Origin of the sequence: Bradyrhizobium sp. 521_C7_N1_3 (assembly GCF_052075975.1) — a bacterium.
GTDB lineage: Bacteria > Pseudomonadota > Alphaproteobacteria > Rhizobiales > Xanthobacteraceae > Bradyrhizobium > Bradyrhizobium japonicum.
Map to the genome: position 1 here is coordinate 6,530,767 of NZ_CP197232.1, position 26,621 is coordinate 6,557,387.

The following is a 26,621-nucleotide window of genomic DNA, read 5'->3' on the forward strand; positions in this document are numbered from 1 at the left end:
TCACCGAGCGGAAAGCGTTACGACGCCACAGAGGACCGCAGTTTCAGGCCAATCAGCATAAAGCTGTGGCCCGCGCACCGAGGTCATGCATCCGAATTTGACCTCAAGAGAACGAGCTCAAGAGACCTAAAATCGCACTGGCATTGCCTAGCTATGATCGACAGCGTTTGAGCGGCATTCGTCGAGGTTGGTGCCCGTCTTAGCGATCCCTGAGGATCCGATCCCTGGAGATCTAATCCTTCCGGATCAACGGGTGGCCCGTTCCGACGCTGGCGATGCTCACCGCCTGTCGTTAAGTGAGGCGCTTTCTATAAGTGAGAGTCGGCCAAGTCAAGGTGAAACGACAGTCAGAAAACGCTTCTGCCACCTGACGAAATCGCTGTTTGCCCGCACTCACTACGCCTGTCGGATATGGGGAGCGGACGCCTGTTCCGCCAGCCCAAAAACAATTTATATCCGGGCAAAATGTACTTTTATAACCCTTGCTAAGGCTTTTTTTCCTGTTGATGCGTCAATCTGCCGCCTGCGGCAGAGATTTGCACCATGCGGTACACCGACATTGCCATTATCGGCGGGGGATTGTCCGGCTCGACCGCCGCCGCAATGCTCGGCCGCGCCGGCATTTCAACGGTGTTGATCGACCCGCATGAGAGCTATCCGGCGGACTTTCGAGTCGAAAAACTCAGTGGTCACGTCCAGGTCGAGCGATTCCTGAAGACCGGAATCGGAGAATCGGTGCTGCGCCGCGCGACCTTTGCCGGCGAAAACTGGATCGCTCGATTCGGCCGTTTGCTCGACAAGGCGCCGAGTCAGCAGTTCAACATCCTCTACGATTCGCTCGTCAACGCCGTCCGCGACGAGATTCCTGCCGGCGTCGAGCGCATCTGCGCCAAGGCGGTCTCGCTCTCGACGAGCCCGGACCGGCAAAAGATCACGCTCTCCAATGAGGAGACGATCTCGGCCCGGCTCGTCGTGCTCGCCAACGGCCTGAACGTCGGCCTGCGCCACCAGCTCGGCATCGCGCGAAAAGTCATCAGCGCCTGCCATTCGATCTCGATCGGATTCGACGTGGTGCCGGCGGGGCGCAATTCGTTCGACTTCCCGGCACTGACCTATTTCTCGGAACGGCCGAGCGACCGAATCCCCTACATCACGCTGTTTCCGACCGGTCCGCGGATGCGCGCCAATCTGTTCGTCTATCGCGGCTTCGACGACCCTTGGCTGCGCGAGTTGCGCCGCGCGCCAGCCGAGACACTGAACGCCGCCCTGCCCCGGCTCAAGCGCATCACCGGCGCCTTCGACATCGCCGGCGAGATCAAGATCCGTCCGGTCGACCTCTATGTGAACGACGCAGGCGGCCAGCCCGGCCTCGTGCTGGTGGGCGATGCGTTCTCTACCTCGTGCCCCGCCGCCGGCACCGGCTGCGACAAGGTCTTCACCGACGTCGAGCGGCTCTGCAACGTCCATATCCCGGATTGGCTCGCCTCCGACGGGATGGATGCGGACAAGATCGCCACCTTCTACGCCGATCCGGTCAAGCGGGCCTGCGACCAATGGTCGGCGGCGAAGGCGTTCGAGTTCCGCTCAGTCTCGACCGCGACGAATCCCTACTGGACCGCGCAGCGCTGGGCGCGCTTCATCGCTTGGTCAGTTCAAGGCTTGCTGCGGCCGCTCGGAGGAGCAATTCACCTGGAGCCGAACTTCCTCGGTCACGCCTCCTCGTCGTCCTCGTCCTCATCATCCTCGTCGAGGTCGTCTTCATCCTCGTCGTCATCGTCGCTGTCGTCATCGGCCTGAGCCACGGCGCCATGCGGCTGGTGGATCTGGTCGTTCCACAGCTTGCGATAGGTGCCGTTCCTGGCGAGCAGTTCGGCATGCGAGCCGCGCTCGATCGCCCTGCCCCCTGAGATCACGATGATCTCGTCCATCTCGACCACGGAGGTCAGGCGATGGGTCGACCAGATCATGGTGCGCCCCTTCGCGACCTTCAGCAGCGTACGGTTGATCGCGGCCTCGGTGGTCTGGTCGAGCGCCGAGGTGGCTTCGTCCAGTAGCAGCACGGAAGGGTTACGGATGACCGCGCGCGCGATCGCGATGCGCTGGCGCTGGCCGCCCGACAGCGTGTCGCCGCGCTCGCCGACCGGCGTGTCGTAGCGCTGCGGCAGGCTCATGATGTAGCGGTGGATCTCGGCCTTCTTGGCGGCGTCCTCCACCTCCTCGTCGGTCGCGCCTTCCTTGCCGAGCCGGATGTTCTCGCGAATCGACATGTTGAACAGCATGTTCTCCTGGAACACCACCGCCATGCTCCGGCGCAGCGAATCCAGCGTCACCTTGCGGACGTCGACGCCGTCGATGGCGACGCGCCCCTCGTTGGGCACGTACAGCCGCAGGATCAAATTGAGCAGCGTGCTCTTGCCGGAGCCTGAGGGGCCGACGATGGCAATGCGCTTGCCGGCGTTAAGCTTGAGGCTGAGATTGTCCAGCACCGGCGTCTGGCTGCCTTCGTACTGGAACGTCACGTGGTCGAAGGTGATGTCGTTGGTGATGCGCGGCAGGTCGGGGGCGCCGGGACGATCGGCGCCGCGTGTCGGCTCGTCCAGCAGCTCCTGCATGTGGCGGATCGCGGCGGCCGAGGAGATCGACACCGGGATGAAGTGCATCACGTGGGCGATGTTGTAGGAGACTTCCCAGAACGCGCTCTCGAAGGTGACGAAGGTGCCGATGGTGATCTGGCCCTTGGTCGCCAGATAGGCGCCGATCGCGAGCACGACGAGGTGCAGCAGCAGCACCGAAATGGTGACCGTCCGCTCCACCATGGTCGACAGGAACGCAGCCGAAGCGATCTTGCGGCGGGTCTCGTCGTTGCGGAAGGTGAAGAAGCCGAACATCTTGCGCTGCAGGCTGAACGCCTTGATCACGGCCTGCGCGGCAACGTTCTCCTGCACCATGCCGAGCAGCGCGCTCTCGTTCTGCTTCTGCTCGTAATTGGCCTGCACCGCCTTCGGGGTGAGGATGCGCGGCCCGATCAGCGTGATCGGGAACACCAGCAGCGCGACCGCGGCGAGCTGCCAGTTCAGGAACACCATCAGGATGATGCCGGCGATCAATTCCAGGAACGGCAGCGCCGCACTGTTGGCGAAGGTCTTGACCGAACCCTCGAAGGCCGAAAGGTCGACGGAAAAGCGCGACAGGATCTCGCCGCGCTTGGTGCGGCCGAAATAGGCCGCCGGCAGGTCCTGCACATGCTCGAACAGGCGCTTGCGGACGTCGGAGATGATGCAGGCAGCCAGCCTGGCGTCCCAGCGCTCGTACCAGACCGCCACGATCGAGGTGAAGATGCCGGCGACCGCGAGCACGCCGAGGATCTTGTAGAGCGCCTGGAAATCCTCCTCGCCGAGCGCGTCGTCGATCAGGTACTTCAGGCTGAGCGGCATGATGACGTTGAACAGCGTCTCGACGCAGACGCCGAACGCCACGAATGACAGCATCCGCTTGTAGTTGGACAGGAACGGCTTGACGAAACCCAGGATGGTCGCGAGCGCGCCTGCGGCCTCGCGCGCGGTAAAGACGACGAGCTCCTCGTCCTCATCGTCGTCGTCGAGCTCCAGCTCGTCATCCTCCTCGTCTTCGTCGTCCTCGTCGTCTTCGAGGTCCGGCTTGACGGGGACCAGCTTGTCGTCGAGCTCGGCCGCCTCGCCCGTGGCGAGTTTCTGTTTGTCGGGCGGGAGGGGCTTGGACGCCATGAAACCAACCGATGCTGACGGCCGGCATGACCGCGGAGAAAGCAGGAAATAGCGGCAACCGCTATCGCACCGATTCTATGCGATCATGACGAATTCGGCAAAGCAATTGGCTAGGCCGGTCCGATCCCGTCTCTAGTCGTCGTCCTCATCCTCGACCTTGTCGAAGAAGGAATAACGCAGGCTGTCGGCGTCGGCGTACCACTGGCCCGGGCCCTTGTTGGCGGCAAGCGTCGCCTCCCAGAGCGCATCGGTGCAGTCCTTGCGGTGCATCGACAGGTCGAAGCCGTTGCCGAAGAACAGCTCGGACCATTCCCACCAGGTGCCGAGCTTCTTGACGCCGCGCAGCAGGTCGTAGCGGTCGATCACCACCGAAGCCATGTCCGAGGTGATCGAGCCGAACACGAGGCCGGTCTTGACCACGCGGTTCAGTTCGCGGATCGCGCGGACCACCTGCTTCGGGGAAACATGGCAGAGGCTGGTCTCGAACACGAAGTCGAAGGCGCCGCCCTTGAACGGCAAGTCGGTGATCGAGCCGAGCTTGTTGTACTTCTTCAGCGCCTTCGGCGTCCTCGCGTGGATGGCGCGGTTGTTTTCGATGCCGAAGGCATCGATGCCGCGATCGCGGAGCGCGCCGACCAGTTCGCCGCTGGCCGAGCCCGCGACCAGCAGCTTGGCGCCCCTGGCCTTGCCCCAGACGATGCCGATCAGCTTGGCCAGATAATCGGGATCGCTGAAGTGGCGCCAGGCGTCGCTATAGGGACCGAGGCCGCGATAATTCTCGAAATAATCGCGGTCGATCTTGTCCGAGACCGGCTCGCCCTCCTCCTGTGCGCGCTCGCGGCGCAGGCGCATCATCTCGGTCAGGATGATGTCGGTCGCCGCGTCCGAGGAGTCGAGCAGACCGTTCAGCGTGGAGTCGAACAGATAGTCGCCGACCACCACGATGCCGGGATGCTCCTTCGGCTCCGGCCGGTGATTGGTCATGACGTCGCGCACGGGCAGACCGCCGGGGATGGCGTTCACCGACGACAGCCAGCGGTGGATCTTGCCTTCCACGAAATGCGAACGCGCATCGCCGAGCGAGGCGGGCAGCGATTTCAGTGCGGCGTCGATCAGCTCCTGATCCGACAGATTGGCGAAGGCCAGCGCGTCGGAGCCGGGAATCAGCCAGTTCAGCACGCCGTGCTTGCCGACGTCGTGGCGCGCGCCCTCGTTGTAGACGCAGCAGCCGCCGAAGGCTTCCGACATGAACCAGGCGCCGGAAATCTTCTCACCCCAGAACGGCGTGTCGAACAGGATCGAGACGCGCAGATAATGCGCGGGACGATCGAAATACGAGACGTGCTTGACCATCGACTTGCGGAGCTGCTCGCCTTCCCAGCCCATGGTCGCGAGCCACGAATGCGGCAGGCAGACCAGCACGAGGTCGAAGTCGCGCGTCTCCGGCCCCTTGCCGTTCATCATCTTGAGCTGGTAGCGGCCGGTCGGCGCCTTGCCGACGGTGAGCACGCGGTGATTGAGCTGGATGTCGGCGTTGACCTCCGACTGCAGGCACTCGATCAGCTGCTCGTTGCCGTTCTGGATGGAATAGAGGCCGATATAGCCGTCGACGTCCATCAGGTAGTTCTTGAGCGCGTTGAGCCCGTTGGTGTTGTGGCTTTCGGTCGCGATGTCGGAGCGCGCCATCACCTTGAAGAAACGCTTTGCGGTTTCGTCCTCGACCTCCTCGTCGAGCACCTGCTCGGCGGTCTTGTAGGCCCAGGGATTCTCGTTGTCGTGCGCGCCGACGCCCTCGTAATATTCGATCGGCGACATCGCCTCGGCGCAGCGCTTGCGGAACGCCTCGATCGCCGCCGCAGTCTTGGCGCCGTATTTGCGGCGCATGCCTGCGACGTCGTTGAGGAGCTCGCCGCCGAACTGCACCTGCTCGGCGTCCATCGGAATGGTCTGAAGTCCGAAATGCTGGATCAGCTCGCGCAGCGGATCGGGACCCGTCATCGAGTAGTCGTAGATCTCGGCAACGCCGGCCTCGTACATCGCCGGCGCGGAATCGAATTTGCGCGTGACGATCTTGCCGCCGAGCCGGTCGGAGGCCTCGTAGATGGTGATGCGGCAGAGGTCGCCGAGCTTACGCTTCAAGTACCAGGCGCTCATCAGCCCGCCGGGGCCGCCGCCTACGATTGCGAGATCAAGCATATGAGTTCCGTGGTCTCCGGCCCTGCCCCCGTCACGGGACCACCGGTCTAAGTTCCCTTAGCAGAAGCGCTTTTGCGCCTGAAGGAAAGATGAACAAAGGTTGATCCTGCACCGCAACAGGCAAACAAAGCAGCAAAAAGGCCGGCTTGCGCCGGCCTTTTCATTGTCCTCGGTATTCCTACGGATGAGGGATTATTCCGCAGGAGGCAGCGCAGGAAGCTCCGCTTCCGGCGCGGGCGACACGACGGCCGCCTGCTTCTCGCGCTCGTCCAGGATCAGCTTGTCGCGCTTCATCGCGACTTCGCGGATCTTGGCCATGGAGGCGCCGGTGCCCGCCGGGATCAGCCGGCCGACGATGACGTTCTCCTTGAGGCCTTCGAGCGGATCGACCTTGCCGTTGACCGCCGCTTCCGTGAGGACGCGGGTGGTCTCCTGGAACGAGGCCGCCGAGAAGAAGGAGCGGGTCTGGAGGCTCGCCTTGGTGATGCCGAGCAGAACCGGCGTTCCCGTGGCGACCTTCTTGCCCTCTTCCTTCGCCTTCTCGTTGAGCGCGTCGAACTCGATCTTGTCGACCTGCTCGCCGGAGATCATGTCCGTGTCGCCCTGGTCGGTGACTTCCACCTTCTGGAGCATCTGACGGACAATCACCTCGATGTGCTTGTCGTTGATGAGCACGCCCTGGAGCCGGTAGACCTCCTGGATCTCGTTGACCAGATAGGCCGCGAGCTCCTCGATGCCCTTGACCGCCAGGATGTCGTGCGGCGCCGGATTGCCTTCCACGATGAAGTCGCCCTTTTCGACGACGTCACCGTCCTGAAGGTGGATGTGCTTGCCCTTCGGGATCAGGTACTCGCGTGCCTCGTCGGTCTTGTCCATCGGCTCGATCGAGATGCGACGCTTGTTCTTGTAGTCGCGCCCGAACCGGATGGTGCCCGCGATTTCGGCGATGATCGCCGCATCCTTCGGACGCCGTGCCTCGAACAGTTCCGCCACCCGCGGCAGACCGCCGGTGATGTCACGCGTCTTGGCGCTTTCGGTCGAGACACGGGCGAGGATGTCGCCCGGATTGACCTTGGCTCCGACGTCGACCGAGAGAATGGCGTCGACCGACAGCATGTAGCGGGCATCGCCGCCACGGGCGAGCTTGAGCACCTTGCCGTCCTTGCCCTTGACCACGATGGCCGGACGCAGGTCCGCGCCGCCGCGGGTCGAGCGCCAGTCGATGACCACGCGCTTGGCGATACCGGTGGCCTCGTCGAGCGTTTCCGAGATCGACTGCCCCTCGACCAGATCCTCGAAGCCGATCGTACCTTCGACTTCGGTGAGCAGCGGACGGGTGTAAGGATCCCACTCGACGATGCGCTGGCCGCGCTTGACGGTGTCGCCCTCGTCGACGTGCAGGCGCGAACCGTACTGGATACGGTGCGTCGCACGCTCGGTGCCGTCGGCATCGACGATCGCCACCACCATGTTGCGGACCATCGCGACCAGGTGACCTTCGCTGTTGCGGGCGATGGCCTTGTTCCGGATCACGATCTTGCCGTCGAAGTTGGATTCGACGAACGACTGCTCGTTGAGCTGCGCCGCACCACCGATGTGGAAGGTGCGCATGGTCAGCTGGGTGCCGGGCTCGCCGATCGACTGCGCCGCGATGACGCCGACGGCTTCACCGTGGTTGACCGGCGTGCCGCGGGCGAGATCGCGGCCGTAGCACATGCCGCAGATGCCGTTGACGAGCTCGCAGGTCAGTGCCGAGCGGATCTTCACCTCCTGCACACCACCCTGGTGGATGGCGTCCAGATGGCTCTCTTCCATCAGCGTACCGCGCTTGATGATCACCTTGCCCGAGCTGTCACGCACGTCTTCGCAGGCCGTGCGGCCAAGGATGCGCGAGCCGAGCGAGGCAACCACGGTGCCGGCATCGACGATGGCGCGCATCTTGATGCCGAGCTTGGTGCCGCAGTCGTTCTGCGTGATGATGCAGTCCTGCGCCACGTCGACGAGACGACGGGTCAGGTAGCCCGAGTTCGCGGTCTTCAACGCGGTGTCCGCGAGGCCCTTACGGGCGCCGTGGGTCGAGTTGAAGTACTCGAGCACCGAGAGGCCTTCCTTGAAGTTCGAGATGATCGGCGTCTCGATGATTTCGCCCGACGGCTTGGCCATCAGGCCGCGCATGCCGGCGAGCTGGCGCATCTGGGCCGGCGAACCGCGGGCACCGGAGTGAGCCATCATGTAGATCGAGTTGATGTCGGCATCCGCCCCGCTCGCCGTCTTCTTGGTCGAGGAGATCTCCTTCATCATCGCCTTGGCGATTTCTTCCGTGGCCTTCGACCAGGCGTCGACGACCTTGTTGTACTTCTCGCCATGGGTGATCAGACCGTCGTTGTACTGCTGCTCGAAATCCTTCGCCAGCGTACGGGTGGTGTCGACGATCTTCCACTTGGAGTTCGGCACGACCATGTCGTCCTTGCCGAACGAGATGCCGGCCTTGAACGCGTTGTAGAAGCCGAGCGCCATGATGCGGTCGCAGAAGATCACAGTCTCCTTCTGGCCGCAGTGACGGTAGACCTGGTCGATCACGCCCGAGATTTCGCGCTTGGTCATCAGCTTGTTGATGATCTCGTACGAAATCCGCGGGTTCTTCGGCAGCAGATTGCCGAGCATGACGCGGCCCGCGGTGGTCTCGATCCAGCGCGTCGAGACCTTGCCGGTCTCGTCCATGCCCTGCCACCGATACTTGATCTTGGTGTGGAGGTGGATGACCTTCGCGTGCAGCGCGTGCTCGAGCTCGGCCATGTCGCCGAAGATCTTGCCCTCGCCGGGCAGACCTTCGCGCATGATCGAGACGTAGTAGAGACCGAGCACGATGTCCTGCGACGGCACGATGATCGGCTGGCCGTTCGCCGGATGCAGGATGTTGTTGGTCGACATCATCAGGACGCGCGCTTCCAGCTGCGCTTCGAGCGACAGCGGAACGTGCACGGCCATCTGGTCGCCGTCGAAGTCGGCGTTGAACGCGGCGCAGACCAGCGGATGCAGCTGGATCGCCTTGCCCTCGATCAGCACGGGCTCGAACGCCTGGATGCCGAGACGATGCAGCGTCGGTGCGCGGTTGAGCAGCACCGGATGCTCGCGGATGACCTCGTCCAGGATGTCCCAGACCTCGGGCCGCTCCTTCTCGACCAGCTTCTTCGCCTGCTTCACGGTGGTGGACAGGCCCTTGGCGTCAAGCCGCGAGTAGATGAACGGCTTGAACAGCTCAAGCGCCATCTTCTTCGGCAGGCCGCACTGATGCAGGCGCAGCTCGGGACCGACCACGATCACCGAACGGCCCGAATAGTCGACGCGCTTGCCGAGCAGGTTCTGACGGAAGCGGCCCTGCTTGCCCTTGAGCATGTCGGCGAGCGACTTCAGCGGACGCTTGTTGGCACCCGTGATGACGCGGCCGCGGCGGCCGTTGTCGAACAGCGCATCGACCGCTTCCTGAAGCATGCGCTTCTCGTTGCGGATGATGATGTCCGGCGCGCGCAGCTCCATCAGCCGCTTCAAGCGGTTGTTGCGGTTGATGACGCGGCGGTAGAGGTCGTTGAGGTCCGAGGTCGCGAAGCGGCCGCCGTCCAGCGGCACCAGCGGACGCAGGTCCGGCGGGATCACCGGGACCACCGTCATGATCATCCATTCCGGCTTGTTGCCGGAGTGGCGGAACGCTTCAACGATCTTCAGGCGCTTGGCGAGCTTCTTGTGCTTGATGTCGGAGTCAGTCTCCTGCATCTCGATGCGCAAGGACGCCTCGAGCTTCTCGAGGTCCATGCCCTTGAGCAGCTCGCGGATCGCTTCCGCGCCGATCATGGCGGTGAAGGAATCCTGCCCGTACTCGTCCTGCGCCTTCAGATACTCGTCTTCCGACAGCAGCTGACGGTCCTTGAGCGCGGTGAGGCCCGGCTCGAGCACGACGTAATATTCGAAGTAGAGGATCCGCTCGAGATCCTTCAGCGTCATGTCCAGCAGAAGGCCGATGCGCGAGGGCAGCGACTTCAGGAACCAGATGTGGGCGACGGGGGCCGCGAGCTCGATATGGCCCATGCGCTCGCGCCGGACGCGCGACAGCGTGACTTCGACCGAGCACTTCTCGCAGATGATGCCCTTGTACTTCATGCGCTTGTACTTGCCGCACAAGCACTCGTAATCCTTGATCGGCCCGAAGATGCGGGCGCAGAACAGGCCGTCGCGCTCGGGCTTGAAGGTACGGTAGTTGATGGTCTCCGGCTTCTTGATCTCGCCATAGGACCAGGACAGAATCTTCTCAGGAGACGCGATCGAAATCCGGATCTGGTCGAAGACCTGAGCCGGAGTCGTCGGGTTGAAGAGATTCATAATTTCTTGGTTCATCGTCTTCTCCTCGCGGGCCGGTCGCCTACGGCCGCAAATTCGAAAATCACTCAATCGGGGCGCCCTGCCCTCAAGGCCTCGGGAGGGGCGCCGATGCCCGGCCGTGAAGGCCGGGCATGAAAGGTCGTATTACTCGGCTGCTTCCGACGTCGGCGCCGGTCCCACCTTGGAGTTGTGCAGGTCGACGTTGAGGCCGAGCGAGCGCATTTCCTTGACCAGCACGTTGAACGATTCCGGAATACCGGCCTCGAACGTGTCGTCGCCGCGGACGATCGCCTCGTACACCTTGGTACGGCCGGCGACGTCGTCCGACTTCACCGTCAGCATCTCCTGGAGCGTGTACGCCGCGCCGTAAGCCTCGAGCGCCCACACCTCCATTTCGCCGAAACGCTGGCCACCGAACTGCGCCTTGCCGCCCAGCGGCTGCTGGGTGACGAGCGAGTACGGACCGATCGAACGCGCGTGGATCTTGTCGTCCACGAGATGGTGCAGCTTGAGCATGTAGATGTAGCCCACCGTCACCTTGCGATCGAAGGCATCGCCGGTACGGCCGTCATAGACGGTCGACTGACCCGAAGCGTCGAGACCGGCAAGCTTCAGCATCTCCTCGATGTCGGCTTCCTTGGCGCCGTCGAACACCGGCGTCGCGATCGGCACGCCGCGGCTCAGATTGTGACCGAGCTCGATCAACTCGTTGTCGTTGAGCGTCTTGATCGTCTCGTCCTCGCCGTAGACCTTCTTCAAGGTTTCCTTCAGCGGCTTGATGTCCTGCTTCGACAGGTAGGCATCGACCGTCTGGCCGATACGCTTGCCGAGGCCGGCGCAGGCCCAGCCGAGATGGGTCTCGAGGATCTGTCCGACGTTCATGCGCGAGGGCACGCCGAGCGGATTGAGCACGATGTCGGCATGCGTACCGTCTTCGAGGAACGGCATGTCCTCGATCGGCACGATCTTCGACACCACGCCCTTGTTGCCGTGACGGCCGGCCATCTTGTCGCCGGGCTGGATCTTGCGCTTCACCGCGACGAAGACCTTGACCATCTTCATCACGCCGGGCGGCAATTCGTCACCGCGCTGAAGCTTCTCGACCTTGTCGAGGAAGCGCTGTTCCAGCCCCTTCTTCGACTCGTCGTACTGCTTCCGCATGGCCTCGATCTCGGCCATCAGCTTGTCGTTCGGCGAAGCGAACAGCCACCACTGCGACTTCGGGTACTCCTCGAGCACCGCACGGGTGATCTTGGTGTCCTTCTTGAAGCCCTTCGGGCCCGCAATGCCCTGCCGTCCCTCGAGGAGCTCGGCAAGACGGTTGTAGACGTTGCGGTCCAGGATCGCCTGCTCGTCGTCGCGGTCCTTGGCCAGACGCTCGATCTCTTCCCGCTCGATCGCCAGCGCACGCTCGTCCTTGTCGACGCCGTGACGGTTGAACACGCGCACTTCCACGATCGTGCCCTGCACGCCCGGAGGAACGCGCAGCGAAGTATCGCGAACGTCGGAGGCTTTTTCGCCGAAGATGGCGCGCAGAAGCTTTTCTTCCGGCGTCATCGGGCTTTCGCCCTTCGGCGTGATCTTGCCGACCAGGATGTCGCCGGCGCGCACTTCCGCGCCGATGTAGACGATACCGGCTTCGTCGAGGTTCTTCAGCGCTTCTTCCGAGACGTTCGGAATGTCGCGGGTGATTTCCTCAGGGCCGAGCTTGGTGTCGCGGGCCATCACCTCGAACTCCTCGATGTGAATCGAGGTGAAGACGTCTTCCTTCACGATCCGCTCGGAGAGCAGGATCGAGTCTTCGAAGTTGTAGCCGTTCCACGGCATGAACGCGACCAGCACGTTGCGGCCGAGCGCGAGCTCACCGAGATCGGTCGACGGACCGTCGGCAATGATGTCGCCCTTTTTGACGATGTCGCCGACCTTCACCAGCGGACGCTGGTTGATGCAGGTCGACTGGTTGGAGCGCTGGTACTTCATCAGGCGGTAGATATCGACGCCCGACTTGGTCGGATCGAGATCTTCCGTGGCGCGGATGACGACGCGGGTCGCGTCGATCTGGTCGATCACGCCCGAACGGCGCGCCGCGATCGCAGCACCCGAGTCACGCGCAACCACGCCTTCCATGCCGGTGCCGACGAACGGCGCCTCGGCGCGAACCAGCGGCACCGCCTGGCGCTGCATGTTCGAGCCCATCAGCGCGCGGTTGGCGTCGTCGTTCTCGAGGAACGGGATCAGCGCCGCGGCGACCGAAACGAGCTGCTTCGGCGACACGTCCATGTAGTCGACCTTGTCCGGCGTCACCGGCAAGACTTCGCCGGCGTGACGGCAGACCACGAGGTCCTCGGTGAAGCGGCCCTTCGGGTCGAGCGGCACGTTGGCCTGCGCGACCGTGTAGCGGCCCTCTTCCATCGCCGAGAGGTACACGACCTCGTCCGTGACGCGACCGTCCTTGACCTTGCGGTACGGCGTCTCGACGAAGCCGTACTTGTTCACGCGCGCAAACGTCGCGAGCGAGTTGATCAGGCCGATGTTCGGACCTTCCGGCGTCTCGATCGGGCAGATGCGGCCGTAATGCGTCGGATGCACGTCGCGCACCTCGAAGCCGGCGCGCTCGCGGGTCAGACCGCCCGGTCCAAGCGCCGAGAGGCGGCGCTTGTGGGTGATCTCCGACAGCGGGTTGGTCTGGTCCATGAACTGCGAGAGCTGCGAGGAACCGAAGAACTCGCGCACGGCGGCAGCCGCCGGCTTCGCGTTGATCAGGTCCTGCGGCATGACCGTGTCGATGTCGACCGAGGACATGCGCTCCTTGATCGCGCGCTCCATGCGCAGCAGGCCGATGCGGTACTGGTTCTCCATGAGCTCGCCGACCGAGCGCACACGGCGGTTGCCGAGATGGTCGATGTCGTCGATCTCGCCCTTGCCGTCGCGCAAATCCACCAGCGTCTTGATGACGGAGAGGATGTCTTCCTTGCGCAGCGTACGTTGGGTGTCGGGCGCATCGAGGTCGAGGCGCATGTTCATCTTGACGCGGCCGACCGCGGACAGGTCGTAGCGCTCGGCGTCGAAGAACAGCGACTGGAACATCGCCTGCGCCGAATCCAGCGTCGGCGGCTCGCCCGGACGCATCACGCGGTAGATGTCGAACAGCGCGTCCTCGCGCGTCATGTTCTTGTCGGCCGAGAGCGTGTTGCGGATGTAGGCGCCGACATTGACGTGGTCGATGTCGAGCAGCGGCAGTTCCTTGTAGCCCTGCTCGTTGAGGGCCTTCATCGACTTGTCGGTGATCTCTTCACCGGCTTCCGCGTGGATCTCACCGGTCTTCGGGTTGACGAGGTCCTCGGCGAGATAGTTGCCGACGAGCTCCTCATCGGACAGCCGCAGCGCCTTCAGGCCCTTCTCCTGCATCTGACGCGCACCGCGCACCGTGAGCTTCTTGCCGGCCTCGAGCACGACCTTGCCGGTGTCGGCGTCGATCAGGTCGTTGATGGTCGAGTAGCCGCGGAAACGGTTGGCGTCGAACGGAACGCGCCAGCCTTCCTTGGTCCGCTTGTAGAGAATCTTCTTGTAGAACGTGGACAGGATCGCCTCGCCGTCGAGGCCGAGCGCGAACATCAGCGACGTCACCGGAATCTTGCGGCGACGATCGATACGCGCATAGACGATGTCCTTGGCGTCGAACTCGATGTCGAGCCAGGAGCCGCGATACGGGATGACGCGGGCGGCGAACAGCAGCTTGCCCGACGAATGGGTCTTGCCCTTGTCGTGGTCGAAGAACACGCCGGGCGAACGGTGCATCTGCGAGACGATGACGCGCTCGGTGCCGTTGACGATGAAGGTGCCGTTCATCGTCATGAGCGGGATGTCGCCCATGTAGACGTCCTGCTCCTTGATGTCCTTCACCGACTTCGCGCCGGTTTCCTCGTCGATATCGAACACGATGAGGCGCAGCGTCACCTTGAGGGGTGCCGCGAAGGTCATGCCGCGCTGGCGGCACTCGTCGACGTCGTATTTCGGCTGCTCGAACTCGTAGCGGACGAATTCCAGCATCGAGGTGCCCGAGAAGTCGGAGATCGGGAACACCGAGCGGAACACAGCCTGCAGGCCCTCGTCGAGACGCCCGCCCGCGGGTTCGTCGACCATCAGGAACTGGTCATAGGACGCCTTCTGAACCTCGATGAGGTTCGGCATCTCGGCAACTTCCTTGATGTGTCCGAAAAACTTGCGAACGCGTTTGCGACCGGTGAATGTCTGCTGCGCCATCGTGGCCTCTCATTTCGTCGCCCGCTCTGGGCGCGCCGTCCAGGACGCGGCTGCCGCCGCTCCCCGGGTTGAATTTTTCGAACCCGTTTCGGGGACTAAAAATCCAGTTTCAGGCCGTCATGTCCTGAATCTGTTCTTCAGACCTTCAAAACGCAAAACGACGCGCGGGGCGCATAGGCACGCCCGCCCGTCACAACGATTGTCTTCACGGACTGCAAAAGCCCGAAATAGCCTGCTCTCCCAACGGCTTACAGGGAAATCCGGCATCCCTGCCCACCGCGCTTTCGTGCTGCCGAACCGATATGGGGCGACAATAGTGAAGATTCGAGGGGTTAACCCTCAAATCCTCACACTTTTTCGTGTTCGGCCTGCGTCGGGACGTTCCGTCGCACGCCTTTTGCATCTGGCCCGCCCTTTTCGAGGGATGGACCGAGACCCCGGTCTCGCTGATGCTCGCCCCGGGATCTCGCGCCAGTAAGCGTTGCTTACTTGAGTTCGACCTTCGCGCCAGCCTTCTCGAGCTGGACCTTGATCTTCTCGGCTTCGTCCTTGTTCACGCCTTCCTTGACAGGCTTCGGCGCGCCCTCGACGAGGTCCTTTGCTTCCTTCAGGCCCAGGCCGGTGATGGCGCGGACTTCCTTGATGACCTCGATCTTCTTGTCGCCGGCGGAGGCGAGAACGACCGTGAACTCGGTCTTCTCTTCCGCCGGAGCGGCGGCAGCGCCACCACCAGCCGGGCCAGCCACGGCGACAGCCGCGGCAGCCGAAACGCCCCACTTCTCTTCGAGGAGCTTCGCGAGTTCGGCAGCTTCGAGCACGGTGAGGCTCGAGAGGTCGTCAACGATCTTCTGCAAGTCAGCCATTGTTCAGTTTCCTTGAGTGTAAGTCTGGTTCGGGTTTGAGTTTTGCGAAGGGCGTCAGGCCGCTTCGCCCTTTGAGGCATGAGCCTGGATGACGCGCGCGAGCTTGCCCGCGGGCGCATTGGCGAGCTGAGCGAGCTTGGTCGCCGGGGCCACAAGCAGGCCGACGATCTTGCCGCGCAGTTCATCAAGCGACGGCAGCGAGGCAAGCGCCTTCACGCCGTCGACATTCAGGACGGTCTTCCCCATCGAGCCGCCGATGATGACGAACTTTTCGTTCGCCTTGGCGAATTCGATGGCGACCTTCGGCGCCGCTACCGGATCGTTCGAAGTGGCGATCACGGTCGGTCCCTTCAGCATGGGGCCGATGGCAACGACGTCAGTGCCTTCAAGAGCAATTTTGGCGAGACGGTTCTTCGAGACCTTCACCGAGGCGCCAGCCTGCTTCATCTGCATACGCAGCTTCTGCATCTGGGCAACGGTCAGGCCGGAATATTGAGCAACGACCGCGACGCTCGTGGTCTTGAAGACCCCATTGAGCTGTTCGACCGCTTCCTTTTTTGCCGCTCGTTCCACAGCAAGCTCTTTCCGGTTGGCGGTCATCGCGAGAAACGGGACCGCCGGGTTGCACCCATCGTCCCACCCAAAACCTGAACCTCGGGGCCAAAACCCCTGGGACACGCGCCGGGCGAGACGACAATTTAAAGCCTGCCCTCCGGGAACCCTTAAGGCCCACGGCGTGTCGAGGTCCGAACCAGACCCGTTTCGCAAGCCAGCCGTTGAAGCTGGGCGCGAAGTGAAATCCGGTCTTCACCCGTCTATGCAGGCCATGCGATTAAGCCGTTGAGAAATCGAAATTTCCCGCGGGCGCCTGCAGTCTTGGACAGGACAAGGTCAGCCGGCGAACCGCCCGACCCCTGCCCGCACTCCACCAACCGACGGGTTTTCCTTCCTTTTCGGGCAAATCCTCACGGACGTCCTGAAAAGGAATGATCTCCTGTCTTGTCGGGTTTTCGGAATGCGTGCACGAACGCGCCAGCCGAGGCCGGCACGTCCGGAAGCGGTTCTTTAACCGCTCGGAGCCCGCTTGCCAAGAGCAAAATTCACACCAGTTCCAATCCGTTGCCGGCCGGGCTTGAGGCGGCCCGACAAGGGCCGATTCAGGCCGATTTGACCCCATATGGCAGCGGCTTGCCCGCGAAGAACGCCGTCAGGTTCGCCAGCACGCAGTTTTGCATGGCGACGTGCGATTCGAGGGTGTGGCCGCCGATATGCGGGGCGAACACGACATTGGGGAGCGCCGTCAGCGCATCGGGGGCGTGCGGCTCCTTCTCGAAGACGTCGAGGCCGGCGCCGGCGATGGTCCTGTCGGTCAGGGCCGCCACCAGGGCCTTCTCGTCGATCACTGAGCCGCGGGAGATGTTGACGACATAGCCGTGCTCCCCGAGTCGCCCGAGGATATCGGCGTTGACGACGTACTGGGTCTCGGCCCCTGCCCGGACCGCGATCATCAGCACGCTGCACCAGTCGGCGAGCGCCTCCAGCGTCGGGAAATATTGATAGGGCAGATCGTATTTGCTGCGGCTGAAATAGCCGACCTCGCTCTCGAAGGCAGCGCAGCGCGCCGCGATCTTGCGGCCGATCTCGCCCATGCCGTAGACGCCGATACGGCGGCCGGGCATGCCGGCCTGCGGCCGCATCATCGGCGACTGCTTTGACGCCGCCCAATCGCCGCTGCGGACATATTGGTCGGCGACCAGGATCCGCCGCGTCGTTGCCAGCATCAGGGTCATGGCGATGTCGGCGACCGAAGCCGCATTGGCGCCGGGGCTGTGGCCGACCGCGATGTTGCGGGCGGCCGCAGCCTTGAGGTCGACGCCGTCATAGCCGGTGCCGTAGCAGACGATGGCGCCGAGTTTTGGGAACAGGTCCATCGCCTCCGCCCCGAGCGGCGAGCCGCCGGCGGTGAGCATCGCGCGGATGCCGCCGAGCTCATCGGCCGAAAACACCTCGTGCGCCGGCTTGCCGCCGGTGTCGAGCAGCTCGAACCGCTCGGCGAAACGCGCCATCATCGTCTTCGGGAAGCGCGAGTAGATCAGGACCTTGTCAGCCATTTTTTCTTGTTTCCCAGTTCTTGCTTCCGACGAACGCCACAAACGACGAGGGGCGGAATCGGTTGTCCAATTCCGCCCCTCGCCTCATGCAATTTCCAAACCTTAGCCGAGAATGGTGCCCGGCTCGACCTTCACGCCCGGGCCCATCGTCGAGGACACCGCAACGCGCTGGATGTAGGTGCCCTTGGAGCCAGCCGGCTTCGCCTTCGAGACAGCATCGGCCAGGGCCTTGATGTTCTCGACCAGCTTCTCCTCGGAGAACGAGGCCTTGCCGACGCCGGCCTGCAAGATGCCGGCCTTCTCGACGCGGAACTCGACCGAGCCGCCCTTGGCACCCTTCACCGCGCCGGTGACGTCCATGGTCACGGTGCCGATCTTCGGGTTCGGCATCAGGCCGCGCGGGCCGAGCACCTTACCGAGACGGCCGACCAGCGGCATCATGTCGGGGGTGGCGATACAGCGGTCGAAATCGATCGAACCGTTCTGCACCTTCTCGACCAGGTCCTCGGCGCCGACGACGTCGGCACCCGCAGCCTTGGCCTCATCGGCCTTGGCGCCGCGGGCGAACACGCCGACGCGGAGCGTACGGCCGGTGCCGTTCGGCAGGGTCACGACGCCGCGGACCATCTGGTCGGCGTGACGCGGATCGACGCCGAGATTGATCGCGACCTCGATGGTCTCGTCGAACTTCGCCTTGGCGCGTTCCTTGACCATCTTGATGGCGTCCGCGAGCGGGTAAAGCTTTTCGCGGTCAACACCTTCGCGGGCTTTGTTCAAACGCGTTCCGATTGCCATGACCGCTTACCCCGCCACTTCCAGACCCATCGAACGGGCAGAGCCCTCGACCATCTTCATGGCCGACTCGATGGAATCGCAATTGAGATCCTTCATCTTCTTCTCGGCGATCTCGCGCACCTGCGCCTTGGTCACCTTGCCGGCCTTGTCGCGGCCCGGCGCCTTCGAGCCGGACTGGATCTTGGCGGCCTGCTTGAGGAAGAAGGACATCGGGGGCGTCTTCATCTCGAACGTGAACGAACGATCGGCGTAGATCGTGATCACGACGGGAATCGGGGTGTTCTTCTCTTCCTTCTGGGTCTGGGCGTTGAACGCCTTGCAGAACTCCATGATGTTGAGACCGCGCTGACCAAGCGCGGGACCGATCGGGGGCGAAGGATTCGCCGCACCGGCCGGGACCTGAAGCTTCAGGTATCCGGTCACTTTCTTTGCCATGTATCACTCCTGTTGTGCCGGCCAGGCCGGCGGTTTCAGGTTCGTGGTCTGGGTCGGATGCGGCTGGCAACCGCCCTCTCCCTCCCACGGCCTCTTGCTAGCGTGAGACCGAAGCCTCACGCCTCAATCGATCAGACCTTCTCGACCTGACCGAATTCCAGCTCGACCGGCGTGGCGCGGCCGAAGATCGACACCGCGACCTTCACGCGCGAGCGCGCCTCGTCGATTTCCTCGACCACACCCGAGAACGAGGCGAACGGGCCATCGGCCACGCGCACGTTCTCGCCGATCTCGAACGACACCGACGCCTTCGGCCGTTCCACGCCCTCCTGCACCTGGTGCAGGATGCGCATGGCCTCGGCTTCCGAGATCGGCATCGGCTTGTTCTCGGCGCCGAGGAAGCCCGTGACCTTCGGGGTGTTCTTGATCAGATGAAACGCCTCGTCGGTCAGCTTCATCTTCACCAGCACGTAGCCCGGGAAGAACTTGCGCTCGGCGTCGATCTTGCGGCCGCGGCGCACTTCCGTGACCTTCTCGGTCGGAACCAGCACCAGCTCGAACAGCTCCTCGAGCCCGCGCTGCTTGGCCTGCTCGCGGATCGATTCGGCGACCTTCTTCTCGAAGTTCGAGTAGGCGTGGACGATGTACCAGCGCTTGTCGGACGATTGGGTTGCAGCGGCTGTTGCCATCAGTGAATGCCCAAAAGGAAGGTGATGAGGTAACGGATGATCTGGTCGGCGGCGAAGAAGAAGATCGAGGCCACGGCGACCATCACGAACACCATGATGGTGGTGATCGTTGTCTCACGACGGGTCGGCCAAGTGACCTTGGCGGTCTCCGAGCGCACTTCCTGCAAGAACTTGAACGGGCTGACTGCCATCGTTTGATATCCAACGTCCGTCGACAGACGCGAATGAATTTCGGGGATCCGAACAGCCGCCGTTGGCCCAGCCCTCTGTCTCGAAGGATGAGCCGGGAAACCGGGCTCGATTGTTCGGGGATTTCAAAGCCGCGCCGGAAATCCGCGTTTAACGGGCCGGCTGCGAGTGCGGGGTAGATACTGCGGATGAGGCCAAAGGTCAAGGTGTGGGCTGCCCGGGACACGCCCGGCCGGGGCCAGCGGACCCGATCCGGATCAAGGGCTTACCCGGTCCGCATGATCCACGGTCCGAGCTTGTCAGCCCGCCGCCGTCCTGCCTGTCGATCCTGATTGTCTGGGATTAGTTGGCAGGAGTGGCAGGGCTCGAACCTGCGACCCCCGGTTTTGGAGACCGGTGCTCTACCAATTGAGCTACACTCCTACGGACCCTCGCGTCGCCACGCGGATCAGGGGCGCTTTCAAGCACAAGGGACGGCCGGATTGCAAGGGTGAAGCGCGCTGGCTTCGCTTGTTTGTGCCGCGCCTTCTGGGCCAGAGTTCATTCCCGACAATAATGTGCCCCCGGGAGTGAACATGACTGCCACAGCCGCCGCCCAAGCCGCCACCGCGCCGAAAACCCCGCTTTTGCCGGAGGCCAGGCCGGAAACGCTGGGGCTGTCGCGCCCTCGCCTCCAGGCGATGTCGAATGCCTTCAAGCGCGAGATCGACAAGGGAACCATTCCCGGGGTGACCGTGCTGGTGGCCCGGCGCGGTCAGGTCGGCTGGTTCGAGGCGCTCGGCAAGCAGAGCCCGGCGGGAGCCGCGCCGATGGCGCTTGATTCGATCTTCCGGATCTTCTCGATGACCAAGCCGCTCGTCTCGGTCGGCATCATGGCGCTGGTCGAGGATGGCCACCTCCTGCTCGCCGACCCCGTCGCCAAGTTCATTCCGGAGTTCGCCAACCAGAAGGTCGGCGTCGTCAGCGGCGGCAAGCTGGAACTGGTTCCACCGAAGCGGCCGATGACGGTGCAGGACCTGCTCCGCCACACCTCTGGTCTCACTTATGAGCACCAGGGCGACGGCCCCGTGCACAAGCTCTACCAGGAGTCCCGCGTCCGCAGCCGCAAGATCACCAATGCCGAGCATGCCGCGCTGGTGGCAAGCTTCCCGCTGGTCTGCCATCCCGGCGATGAGTTCAACTACAGCCGCTCCACCGACATCCTCGGCCGCATCATCGAGGTCGTCAGCGGCAAGTCGCTCGGCGCCTTCCTCACCGAGCGCATCCTCGCGCCGTTGCAGATGACTGAAACCGCCTTCTCCACCAGCGAGGCCAATGCCAGCAGGCTCGCCCAGCCGTTCGAAGCCGATCCCTGGACCGGCGACAAGGTCGCGCTGTTCAACATGCTCGAGCAGCCGGTGATGGAGTCCGGCGGCGGCGGCCTGGTCTCGACCACGATGGACTATGCCCGCTTCGCGCTGATGCTGCGCAACGGCGGCACGCTCGACGGCAACAGGATCATCGGCCGCAAGACGCTGGAGCTGATGGCATCCGATCACCTCGGCCCGCACGTTGTGACCAACGGCACCCTGCTGTCGCCGGGCCACGGTTTCGGCCTCGGCTTTGCCGTGCGCCGCGAGGCCGGCATCGCACCGTTCCCCGGCAGCGTCGGCCAATATTTCTGGAGCGGTATTGCGGGGACGTTCTTCTGGATCGACCCGAAGGAGGATCTGTTCGTCGTGTTTATGTCGCAGGGACCGGGACAGCGTGACCACACGCGCACGCTGGTGCGGGATCTGGTTTACGCGGCGGTGGATTGACCCGAAGGGTCATTCCGGAGCGGTCCGCAGGACCGCATCCGGAATCTCGAGATCCCGGGTTCGCGTTAAGCGCGCCCCGGGATGACGCTCTACCGCGTCAACTGATCGTCGCGCCGCCGTCGATCACCATGGTCTGGCCGGTCATGAAGTCGCCGGCCTTCGATCCCAGGAACACGGCGGCGCCGGCGATCTCGTCGGGGATGCCGATGCGGAGCAGCGGCGAGCGCGAGGTCGAGGCCTTCAAATTCTCCGGATTGTCCCACAGCGCCTTGGCAAAATCGGTCTTGATCAGGCCGGGCGCGATGCAGTTCACGCGGATGTTGTGCTTGCCGTACTCGCAGGCGAGGTTGCGCGCGAGCTGCATGTCGGCGGCCTTGGAAATCGCGTAGGCGCCGAGAATGGTCGAGCCTTTGAGGCCGCCGATCGAGGAGACGATGATGATCGAGCCGTCCTTGCGCTCGATCATCTGCGGCACCACCATCGAGATCAGCCAGTTGTTCGCGACGATGTTGTTGTCGAGAATCTTCCTGAACTGATCGTCGGAGATGCCGGCGAGCGGACCGTAATACGGGTTCGACGCGGCGTTGCAGACCAGCACGTCGATCTTGCCGAAGGCGCGGTTGCTCTCGTCGATGAGGTTTTGCAGATTTTCCTTCGACGAGATGTTGGCGGCGATCGCAACCGCCGTGCCTTTGCCGAACTTGTCGTTGATGGCCTTCGCAACCTGGTCGCAGACGTCGGCCTTGCGCGAGGAGATCACGACCTTGGCGCCGTGCTCGGCCATGCGCTCGGCGATCGCAAGCCCGATGCCGCGCGTCGATCCGGTGATGACGGCGACTTTCCCCTTCATGTCGAACAAGGTCATGTTTCTCTCCCAGAGTACGTTTTGATTGGCTTGAAGCCTACGCCGCGTCCGCACGAGCGGACAACGGCGTCAGGCGAGCTTCTTGACTTCCGGCCCCGCCGGTTGATGCATCTCGGCGTGCGCGTCATCGGCGATCCACGGCTGCTGGTTGACCATCGGCAAACGCCAGACCGAGCGCTCGGAGCTCGAAAAATAATCGAGCCGCGTGATCGACACATTGTCGATGTCGAACGACAGCGCCCGCTCGACCTGGCCGTCGAGCGCGAGGCCGATCGCCGCCTTGATGGTGCCGCCATGCGCGACCGCGATCACGTCTTGCCCGCCTGCCTCTTTGTTGATCCGCTCGATGGTGCGGCGCGTGCGGTTGTAGAGATCCATAAAACTTTCGCCGCCGGGCGCGGGCTCATTGATGTCGGCGAACCAGCTCGAGCCGACGGGGCGGCTGGCGATGAACTGGGCGCGGTTCATGCCTTGCCAGCGGCCGAGATTCTGCTCGGCGAGATCCGCTTCCCATTTCATCGACGCAGGCTTCGGGTAACCGGCCGCCCAGATCGCTTCCGCGGTCTGGTGGGTGCGCATCAGATTGCTCGAATACCAGACCGCCTTGCGTGGCAGCACCTTGGCAACAGCGTTGAAGACGTAGGTGTCGCTGGTGTCGCAGGCGAGATCGCTCTGCCCGTAGATGTTGCCGCCGTCATTGCGCACCGGCGCATGACGGACCCACCACCACCGCGTCGTGACCACATTGGGCTTGTCTGCGCCTGTCATCGAAACTCTTCCATCCCGTTTGATGTCGCTGTACGTCAGGTGTGAACGTGTCTCAAGACACTTTACCGTTTGAAATCTTGTTTGAAATTCCGTCGCGCGGCAAGCGTCGCGCGCGTGCAAAAAGGGAGAAACACATGGGCCGTCTGCAAGGCAAATCCGTCATCATCACCGGCGCCGGCAGCGGCATCGGCCGCGCCGCCGCACTCCTCTTCACCAGGGAAGGCGCCAAGCTGATCGCGGTCGACCGCACCGAGGCGGTGAAGGAGACCGTCGACGAGGTGAAGAAGGCCGGCGGTGTCGCGGAGGCGATGATCGCGGATGCGGGCTCCGAAAAGGATGTCATGGCCGTCATCGACAAGGCTGTGAAGACGCACGGCCGGCTCGACGTGATCTGGGCCAATGCCGGCGTCTCCGGCGGGCTCGTGCCGCTCGGCGAGCAGACCGTGGAACAGTGGCAGGAGGTGCTGCGCGTCAACCTGATCGGCCCGTTCCTCGCGGTGAAGCATGCGATGCCGCACATGGTGAAGCAGCAGTCCGGCGCGATCGTGCTCACGGCGTCCGTCGCGGGCCTGAAGGCCGGTGCCAGCGGACATCCCTATGCGGCGAGCAAGGCCGGCGTGATCTCCCTGGTGCAGACCACGGCGTATTCGCTCACCGGCACCGGCGTGCGCATCAACGCAGTATGTCCGGGCCTGATCGAGACCGGCATGACCAAACCGATCTTCGACCGCGCCAAGGAACGCGGCACCCAGGACAAGATCGGCCAGCTCAATCCCCTGAAGCGCCCCGGCCAGCCGCACGAGCTCGCGGCGATGGGGCTGTTCCTGGCCAGCGACGAGGCCTCGTATGTCAACGGCCAGGCGTTCCCGGTGGACGGTGGTTTGACGGCGTCGATGCCGTATACGGGCAAGCCGGTCTGACATCCGCACTCTCTCGTGTCCCGGACGCGCTGCAACGCCTCTTAGCGTTGCTGCGCAGAGCCGGGACCCAGAAAGCCACAGCAACCGCTGTTGCATGGGCCCCGGCTCTGCAGCGCGCCGTCGAAGAGACGCTGCGCTGCGTCCGGGGCACGAGAGTGAGTTTGTGGCGCACACCTGCATCAACACCATCATTGCGAGCGCAGCGAAGCAATCCAGAATCCCTCCTCGGAAAAACTCAGGATTGCTTCGCTGTGCTCGCAATGCCGGAGCAAGGAGCGTCAGGTCGCTCTTCTAACTGGCATCTCAATCGCAGACGCACCTTCGTATCCTCGCGGCATCTTCCGCCCGAGCTTTGCTCTATCGCCTCACCCCCCATTGAAAGAGGGCGCAGGGAAGACCGGGAGCCGGCTGGCTCCCATTGTCCGCTATGCCATGAGTAGTTTGCGCTACAATGCACAGCGGGTAACAGGGCAACCGGAGCATCCCGGCCTTCCCTGCGCAGTGGTTGGAACGGCTTATGTCGTGCTCTCCCCGGGGAGCGTTGCACTATTGCCCCCGTCGCCGTTGCGGATGGCTGATGCGCAGGCCCGGTCGGGCTGCCACATCACCGCAAGACTTGGCGCACAGACCCCGGGCGCCAGGACGACACGATTTGGCCGTACGCCGATCACATCTGTCGTTGGCGCGCGGTCTTCGCTCACGGTCGCCCGCCCTGCAAGACCCTTCGCGCCGATGTGACCTGCGTCCACCGCCGCCCGGCCCGCGTTCGTGACGATCGCGATACGCCCCTCTTCCTTGGGCCGGGTTGCAGCGACGAATACGCCGTTTCCGAATTTCGGTAAAGCTGAATATTTTTGGCGATACAGGTTGCCCCATCGCTGGCGTGTTTTGCCCGACGGGCAGCGCAAGGGCTTGTAGCCCGGATAGAGCGAAGCGTAATCCGGGGATCCATCCATGCGGCACCAAGGCCCCGGATTGCGCTGCGCTCCATCCGGGCTACGGGGCCTGTGTTGATTTGCGCCACCGGCCCTCACATTGGTATGGTTCGTGCAGGCAACCTCAGCCTCTGCAATCCCCGACAAGAAAAGACAATGCCCAACCCGATTTTCCCGAGTTCACGACCCGATCGCATTCGCAACCTCCTCGCCGACCTCGTCGGCTTCGACACCGTCAGCGACCGCACCAATCTGCCCTTGATCGCCCATATCGAGAGCTATCTCGCTTTCCTCGGCGTCAAGGGCGAGCGCATCGTCGACGAGACCGGGCAGAAGGCGTCGCTCTGGGTCACGATCGGACCGGAGGACCGGCCAGGCCTCGTGCTGTCAGGCCATACCGACGTCGTGCCGGTCGTGGGCCAGGACTGGAGCCACGATCCGTTCAAGCTGGTCGAGCGCGACGGCAAGCTCTATGGCCGCGGCACCACCGACATGAAGGGTTTTGTCGCGGTGTGCCTTGCCATGGTGCCGGAGATGCTGGAAGCGAAGCTGACGACGCCGATCCATCTCGCCATCTCCTATGACGAGGAGATCGGCTGCGTCGGCGTGCGGCCGATGCTGCGCGAGGTCGCGAAGAAGATCAGGCCGCTCGGCGCCTTCATCGGCGAGCCGACCGAGATGAAGGTCATCATCGGCCACAAGGGCAAGCACGGCGTGCGCGCGACATTCCGTGGCCTCGCCCGCCACTCCTCGATCGCGCCCGACGGCGTCAACGCGATCGAATACGCGGCCGAGCTGATCACCGAGATTCGCCGCCGTGCCGTGAAGCTTGCGGCCGCGCGCTCGAATGACAGCCTCTACGACGTTCCGCACTCGACGCTGCTGACCAGCATCGTGCATGGCGGCGCCGCGCTCAACATCGTGCCCGACACCTGCACGGTGGATTTCGAATGCCGCGGTATCGGCATCACCGAGTCCAGGGAGGTGACGGATGCGATCGTCGCCTGGGCCAAGGCCGAGCTCGAGCCCGCGATGAAGAAGCAACATCCGGAGTGCGGCATCGATTTCGAGGAGATCCTCGATTATCCCGCGCTCGACACCGATGCCGATGCCGCGATCGTCACGCTCGCCAAGAGCCTTGCGGGTCGCAATGACCACGCCAAGGTGGCATTCGGCACCGAAGCGAGCTTGTTCGCCAGCATCGCCGATGTCCCGTCGGTCGTGATCGGACCGGGCTCGATCGCGCAGGCGCATACGCCGGACGAGTTCGTGGAGATGGCTGAGCTGGAGAAATGCGCGGGTTTTGTGGAGAGGCTGATCGCGCATTGTGTGAAGGGGTAGCCGGAAGCGACGCCGCCGTAGGGTGGGCAGAGCGAAGCGTGCCCACCATTGGTATCAACATAGCGGAGAGATGGTGGGCACAGCGCTACGCGCTTTTGCCCACCCTACGAGAGCGGCGTAGCTCGTATGAGCGGAGCGACACTCCCCGGATATCGCTGCGCTCATCCGGGCTACGAACCTTGCACGAACTACTAGCGAGGATCCTGAGTTCCATCCTCGTCATTGCGAGGAGCTCTTGCGACGAAGCAATCCAGACTGCCGCCGCGGAACGATTCTGGATTGCTTCGCTTCGCTCGCAATGACGACGGAACGAGCTCGCCTCATCACTGGTGTCA

Annotated in this window: 18 protein-coding genes and 1 tRNA gene; 4 read left to right on the top strand and 15 right to left on the bottom strand. The window is 63.5% G+C overall.

The genetic code is table 11. The annotated features are described in order from the left end of the window. The first annotated feature begins 543 nt into the window (after positions 1-543). A complete protein-coding gene (locus tag AB7008_RS30750; protein ID WP_304490254.1) occupies positions 544-1,797 on the top strand; it encodes an FAD-dependent oxidoreductase in 1,254 nt (417 codons plus the stop codon). On the opposite strand, the gene AB7008_RS30755 is transcribed toward AB7008_RS30750, so the two are convergent. From AB7008_RS30755 to AB7008_RS30810, 12 genes are all read right to left on the bottom strand, one after another. After that, positions 1,710-3,743: an ABC transporter ATP-binding protein gene (locus tag AB7008_RS30755; protein ID WP_248878454.1), complete on the bottom strand. Its 2,034-nt coding sequence runs from the start codon at positions 3,741-3,743 to the stop codon at positions 1,710-1,712. The two genes, AB7008_RS30750 and AB7008_RS30755, sit on opposite strands and share 88 nt — an antisense overlap. 132 nt (positions 3,744-3,875) lie before the next feature. Further along, complete coding sequence (locus AB7008_RS30760) at positions 3,876-5,939, bottom strand: FAD-dependent oxidoreductase (RefSeq protein WP_304490255.1); 2,064 nt, start codon at positions 5,937-5,939, stop codon at positions 3,876-3,878. 192 nt (positions 5,940-6,131) lie between these two features. Beyond that, on the bottom strand, positions 6,132-10,328 hold the full coding sequence (rpoC, locus tag AB7008_RS30765) for a DNA-directed RNA polymerase subunit beta' (RefSeq protein ID WP_014494491.1): 4,197 nt from the start codon (positions 10,326-10,328) through the stop codon (positions 6,132-6,134). Between the two features lie 129 nt (positions 10,329-10,457). Continuing rightward, positions 10,458-14,576 (bottom strand): DNA-directed RNA polymerase subunit beta, encoded by a 4,119-nt coding sequence (rpoB, locus tag AB7008_RS30770; RefSeq protein WP_014494490.1) that lies wholly within the window; start codon positions 14,574-14,576, stop codon positions 10,458-10,460. Positions 14,577-15,061: 485 nt separating this feature from the next. After that, entirely contained in the window at positions 15,062-15,439 is a 378-nt protein-coding gene (gene rplL, locus AB7008_RS30775) for a 50S ribosomal protein L7/L12 (protein ID WP_008136432.1), read from the bottom strand. A 54-nt stretch (positions 15,440-15,493) separates the two neighbouring features. Next, a complete protein-coding gene (gene rplJ / locus AB7008_RS30780; RefSeq protein ID WP_014494489.1) occupies positions 15,494-16,012 on the bottom strand; it encodes a 50S ribosomal protein L10 in 519 nt (172 codons plus the stop codon). Positions 16,013-16,596: 584 nt separating this feature from the next. Further along, positions 16,597-17,550 (bottom strand): 2-hydroxyacid dehydrogenase, encoded by a 954-nt coding sequence (locus AB7008_RS30785; protein ID WP_441260016.1) that lies wholly within the window; start codon positions 17,548-17,550, stop codon positions 16,597-16,599. A gap of 102 nt (positions 17,551-17,652) precedes the next feature. After that, complete coding sequence (gene rplA / locus AB7008_RS30790; protein WP_441260017.1) at positions 17,653-18,345, bottom strand: 50S ribosomal protein L1; 693 nt, start codon at positions 18,343-18,345, stop codon at positions 17,653-17,655. A 6-nt stretch (positions 18,346-18,351) separates the two neighbouring features. Then, positions 18,352-18,780: a 50S ribosomal protein L11 gene (gene rplK, locus AB7008_RS30795; RefSeq protein WP_006611824.1), complete on the bottom strand. Its 429-nt coding sequence runs from the start codon at positions 18,778-18,780 to the stop codon at positions 18,352-18,354. A gap of 131 nt (positions 18,781-18,911) precedes the next feature. Then, positions 18,912-19,469, bottom strand: a complete 558-nt coding sequence (gene nusG / locus AB7008_RS30800) for a transcription termination/antitermination protein NusG (RefSeq protein WP_038942315.1) — start codon at positions 19,467-19,469, stop codon at positions 18,912-18,914. Further along, positions 19,469-19,660, bottom strand: a complete 192-nt coding sequence (gene secE, locus AB7008_RS30805; RefSeq protein ID WP_007611620.1) for a preprotein translocase subunit SecE — start codon at positions 19,658-19,660, stop codon at positions 19,469-19,471. Before secE ends, nusG begins: the two co-directional genes overlap by 1 nt. A 345-nt stretch (positions 19,661-20,005) precedes the next feature. Further along, positions 20,006-20,081 (bottom strand) — tRNA-Trp (locus tag AB7008_RS30810). Between the two features lie 152 nt (positions 20,082-20,233). Between AB7008_RS30810 and AB7008_RS30815 the strand changes: the two genes are divergently transcribed. Further along, on the top strand, positions 20,234-21,457 hold the full coding sequence (locus tag AB7008_RS30815; RefSeq protein ID WP_441260018.1) for a serine hydrolase domain-containing protein: 1,224 nt from the start codon (positions 20,234-20,236) through the stop codon (positions 21,455-21,457). A 97-nt stretch (positions 21,458-21,554) separates the two neighbouring features. On the opposite strand, the gene AB7008_RS30820 is transcribed toward AB7008_RS30815, so the two are convergent. Beyond that, positions 21,555-22,322, bottom strand: coding sequence for an SDR family NAD(P)-dependent oxidoreductase (locus tag AB7008_RS30820; RefSeq protein WP_028154870.1), 768 nt, complete (start codon positions 22,320-22,322; stop codon positions 21,555-21,557). A gap of 69 nt (positions 22,323-22,391) precedes the next feature. Further along, positions 22,392-23,090, bottom strand: coding sequence for a histidine phosphatase family protein (locus tag AB7008_RS30825; protein WP_028154869.1), 699 nt, complete (start codon positions 23,088-23,090; stop codon positions 22,392-22,394). Between the two features lie 134 nt (positions 23,091-23,224). On the opposite strand from AB7008_RS30825, the gene AB7008_RS30830 reads away from it, so the two are divergent. Then, positions 23,225-24,010 carry an SDR family NAD(P)-dependent oxidoreductase gene (locus AB7008_RS30830; protein ID WP_028154868.1) on the top strand — a complete coding sequence of 262 codons (786 nt, stop codon included), beginning with the start codon at positions 23,225-23,227 and terminating at the stop codon, positions 24,008-24,010. Positions 24,011-24,525: 515 nt separating this feature from the next. Here the strand turns inward: AB7008_RS30830 and AB7008_RS30835 are convergent. Then, positions 24,526-24,966 (bottom strand): hypothetical protein, encoded by a 441-nt coding sequence (locus AB7008_RS30835; RefSeq protein WP_304490260.1) that lies wholly within the window; start codon positions 24,964-24,966, stop codon positions 24,526-24,528. Positions 24,967-25,101: 135 nt separating this feature from the next. Between AB7008_RS30835 and argE the strand changes: the two genes are divergently transcribed. Beyond that, on the top strand, positions 25,102-26,286 hold the full coding sequence (argE, locus tag AB7008_RS30840; protein WP_304490261.1) for an acetylornithine deacetylase: 1,185 nt from the start codon (positions 25,102-25,104) through the stop codon (positions 26,284-26,286). Positions 26,287-26,621: the final 335 nt, after the last annotated feature.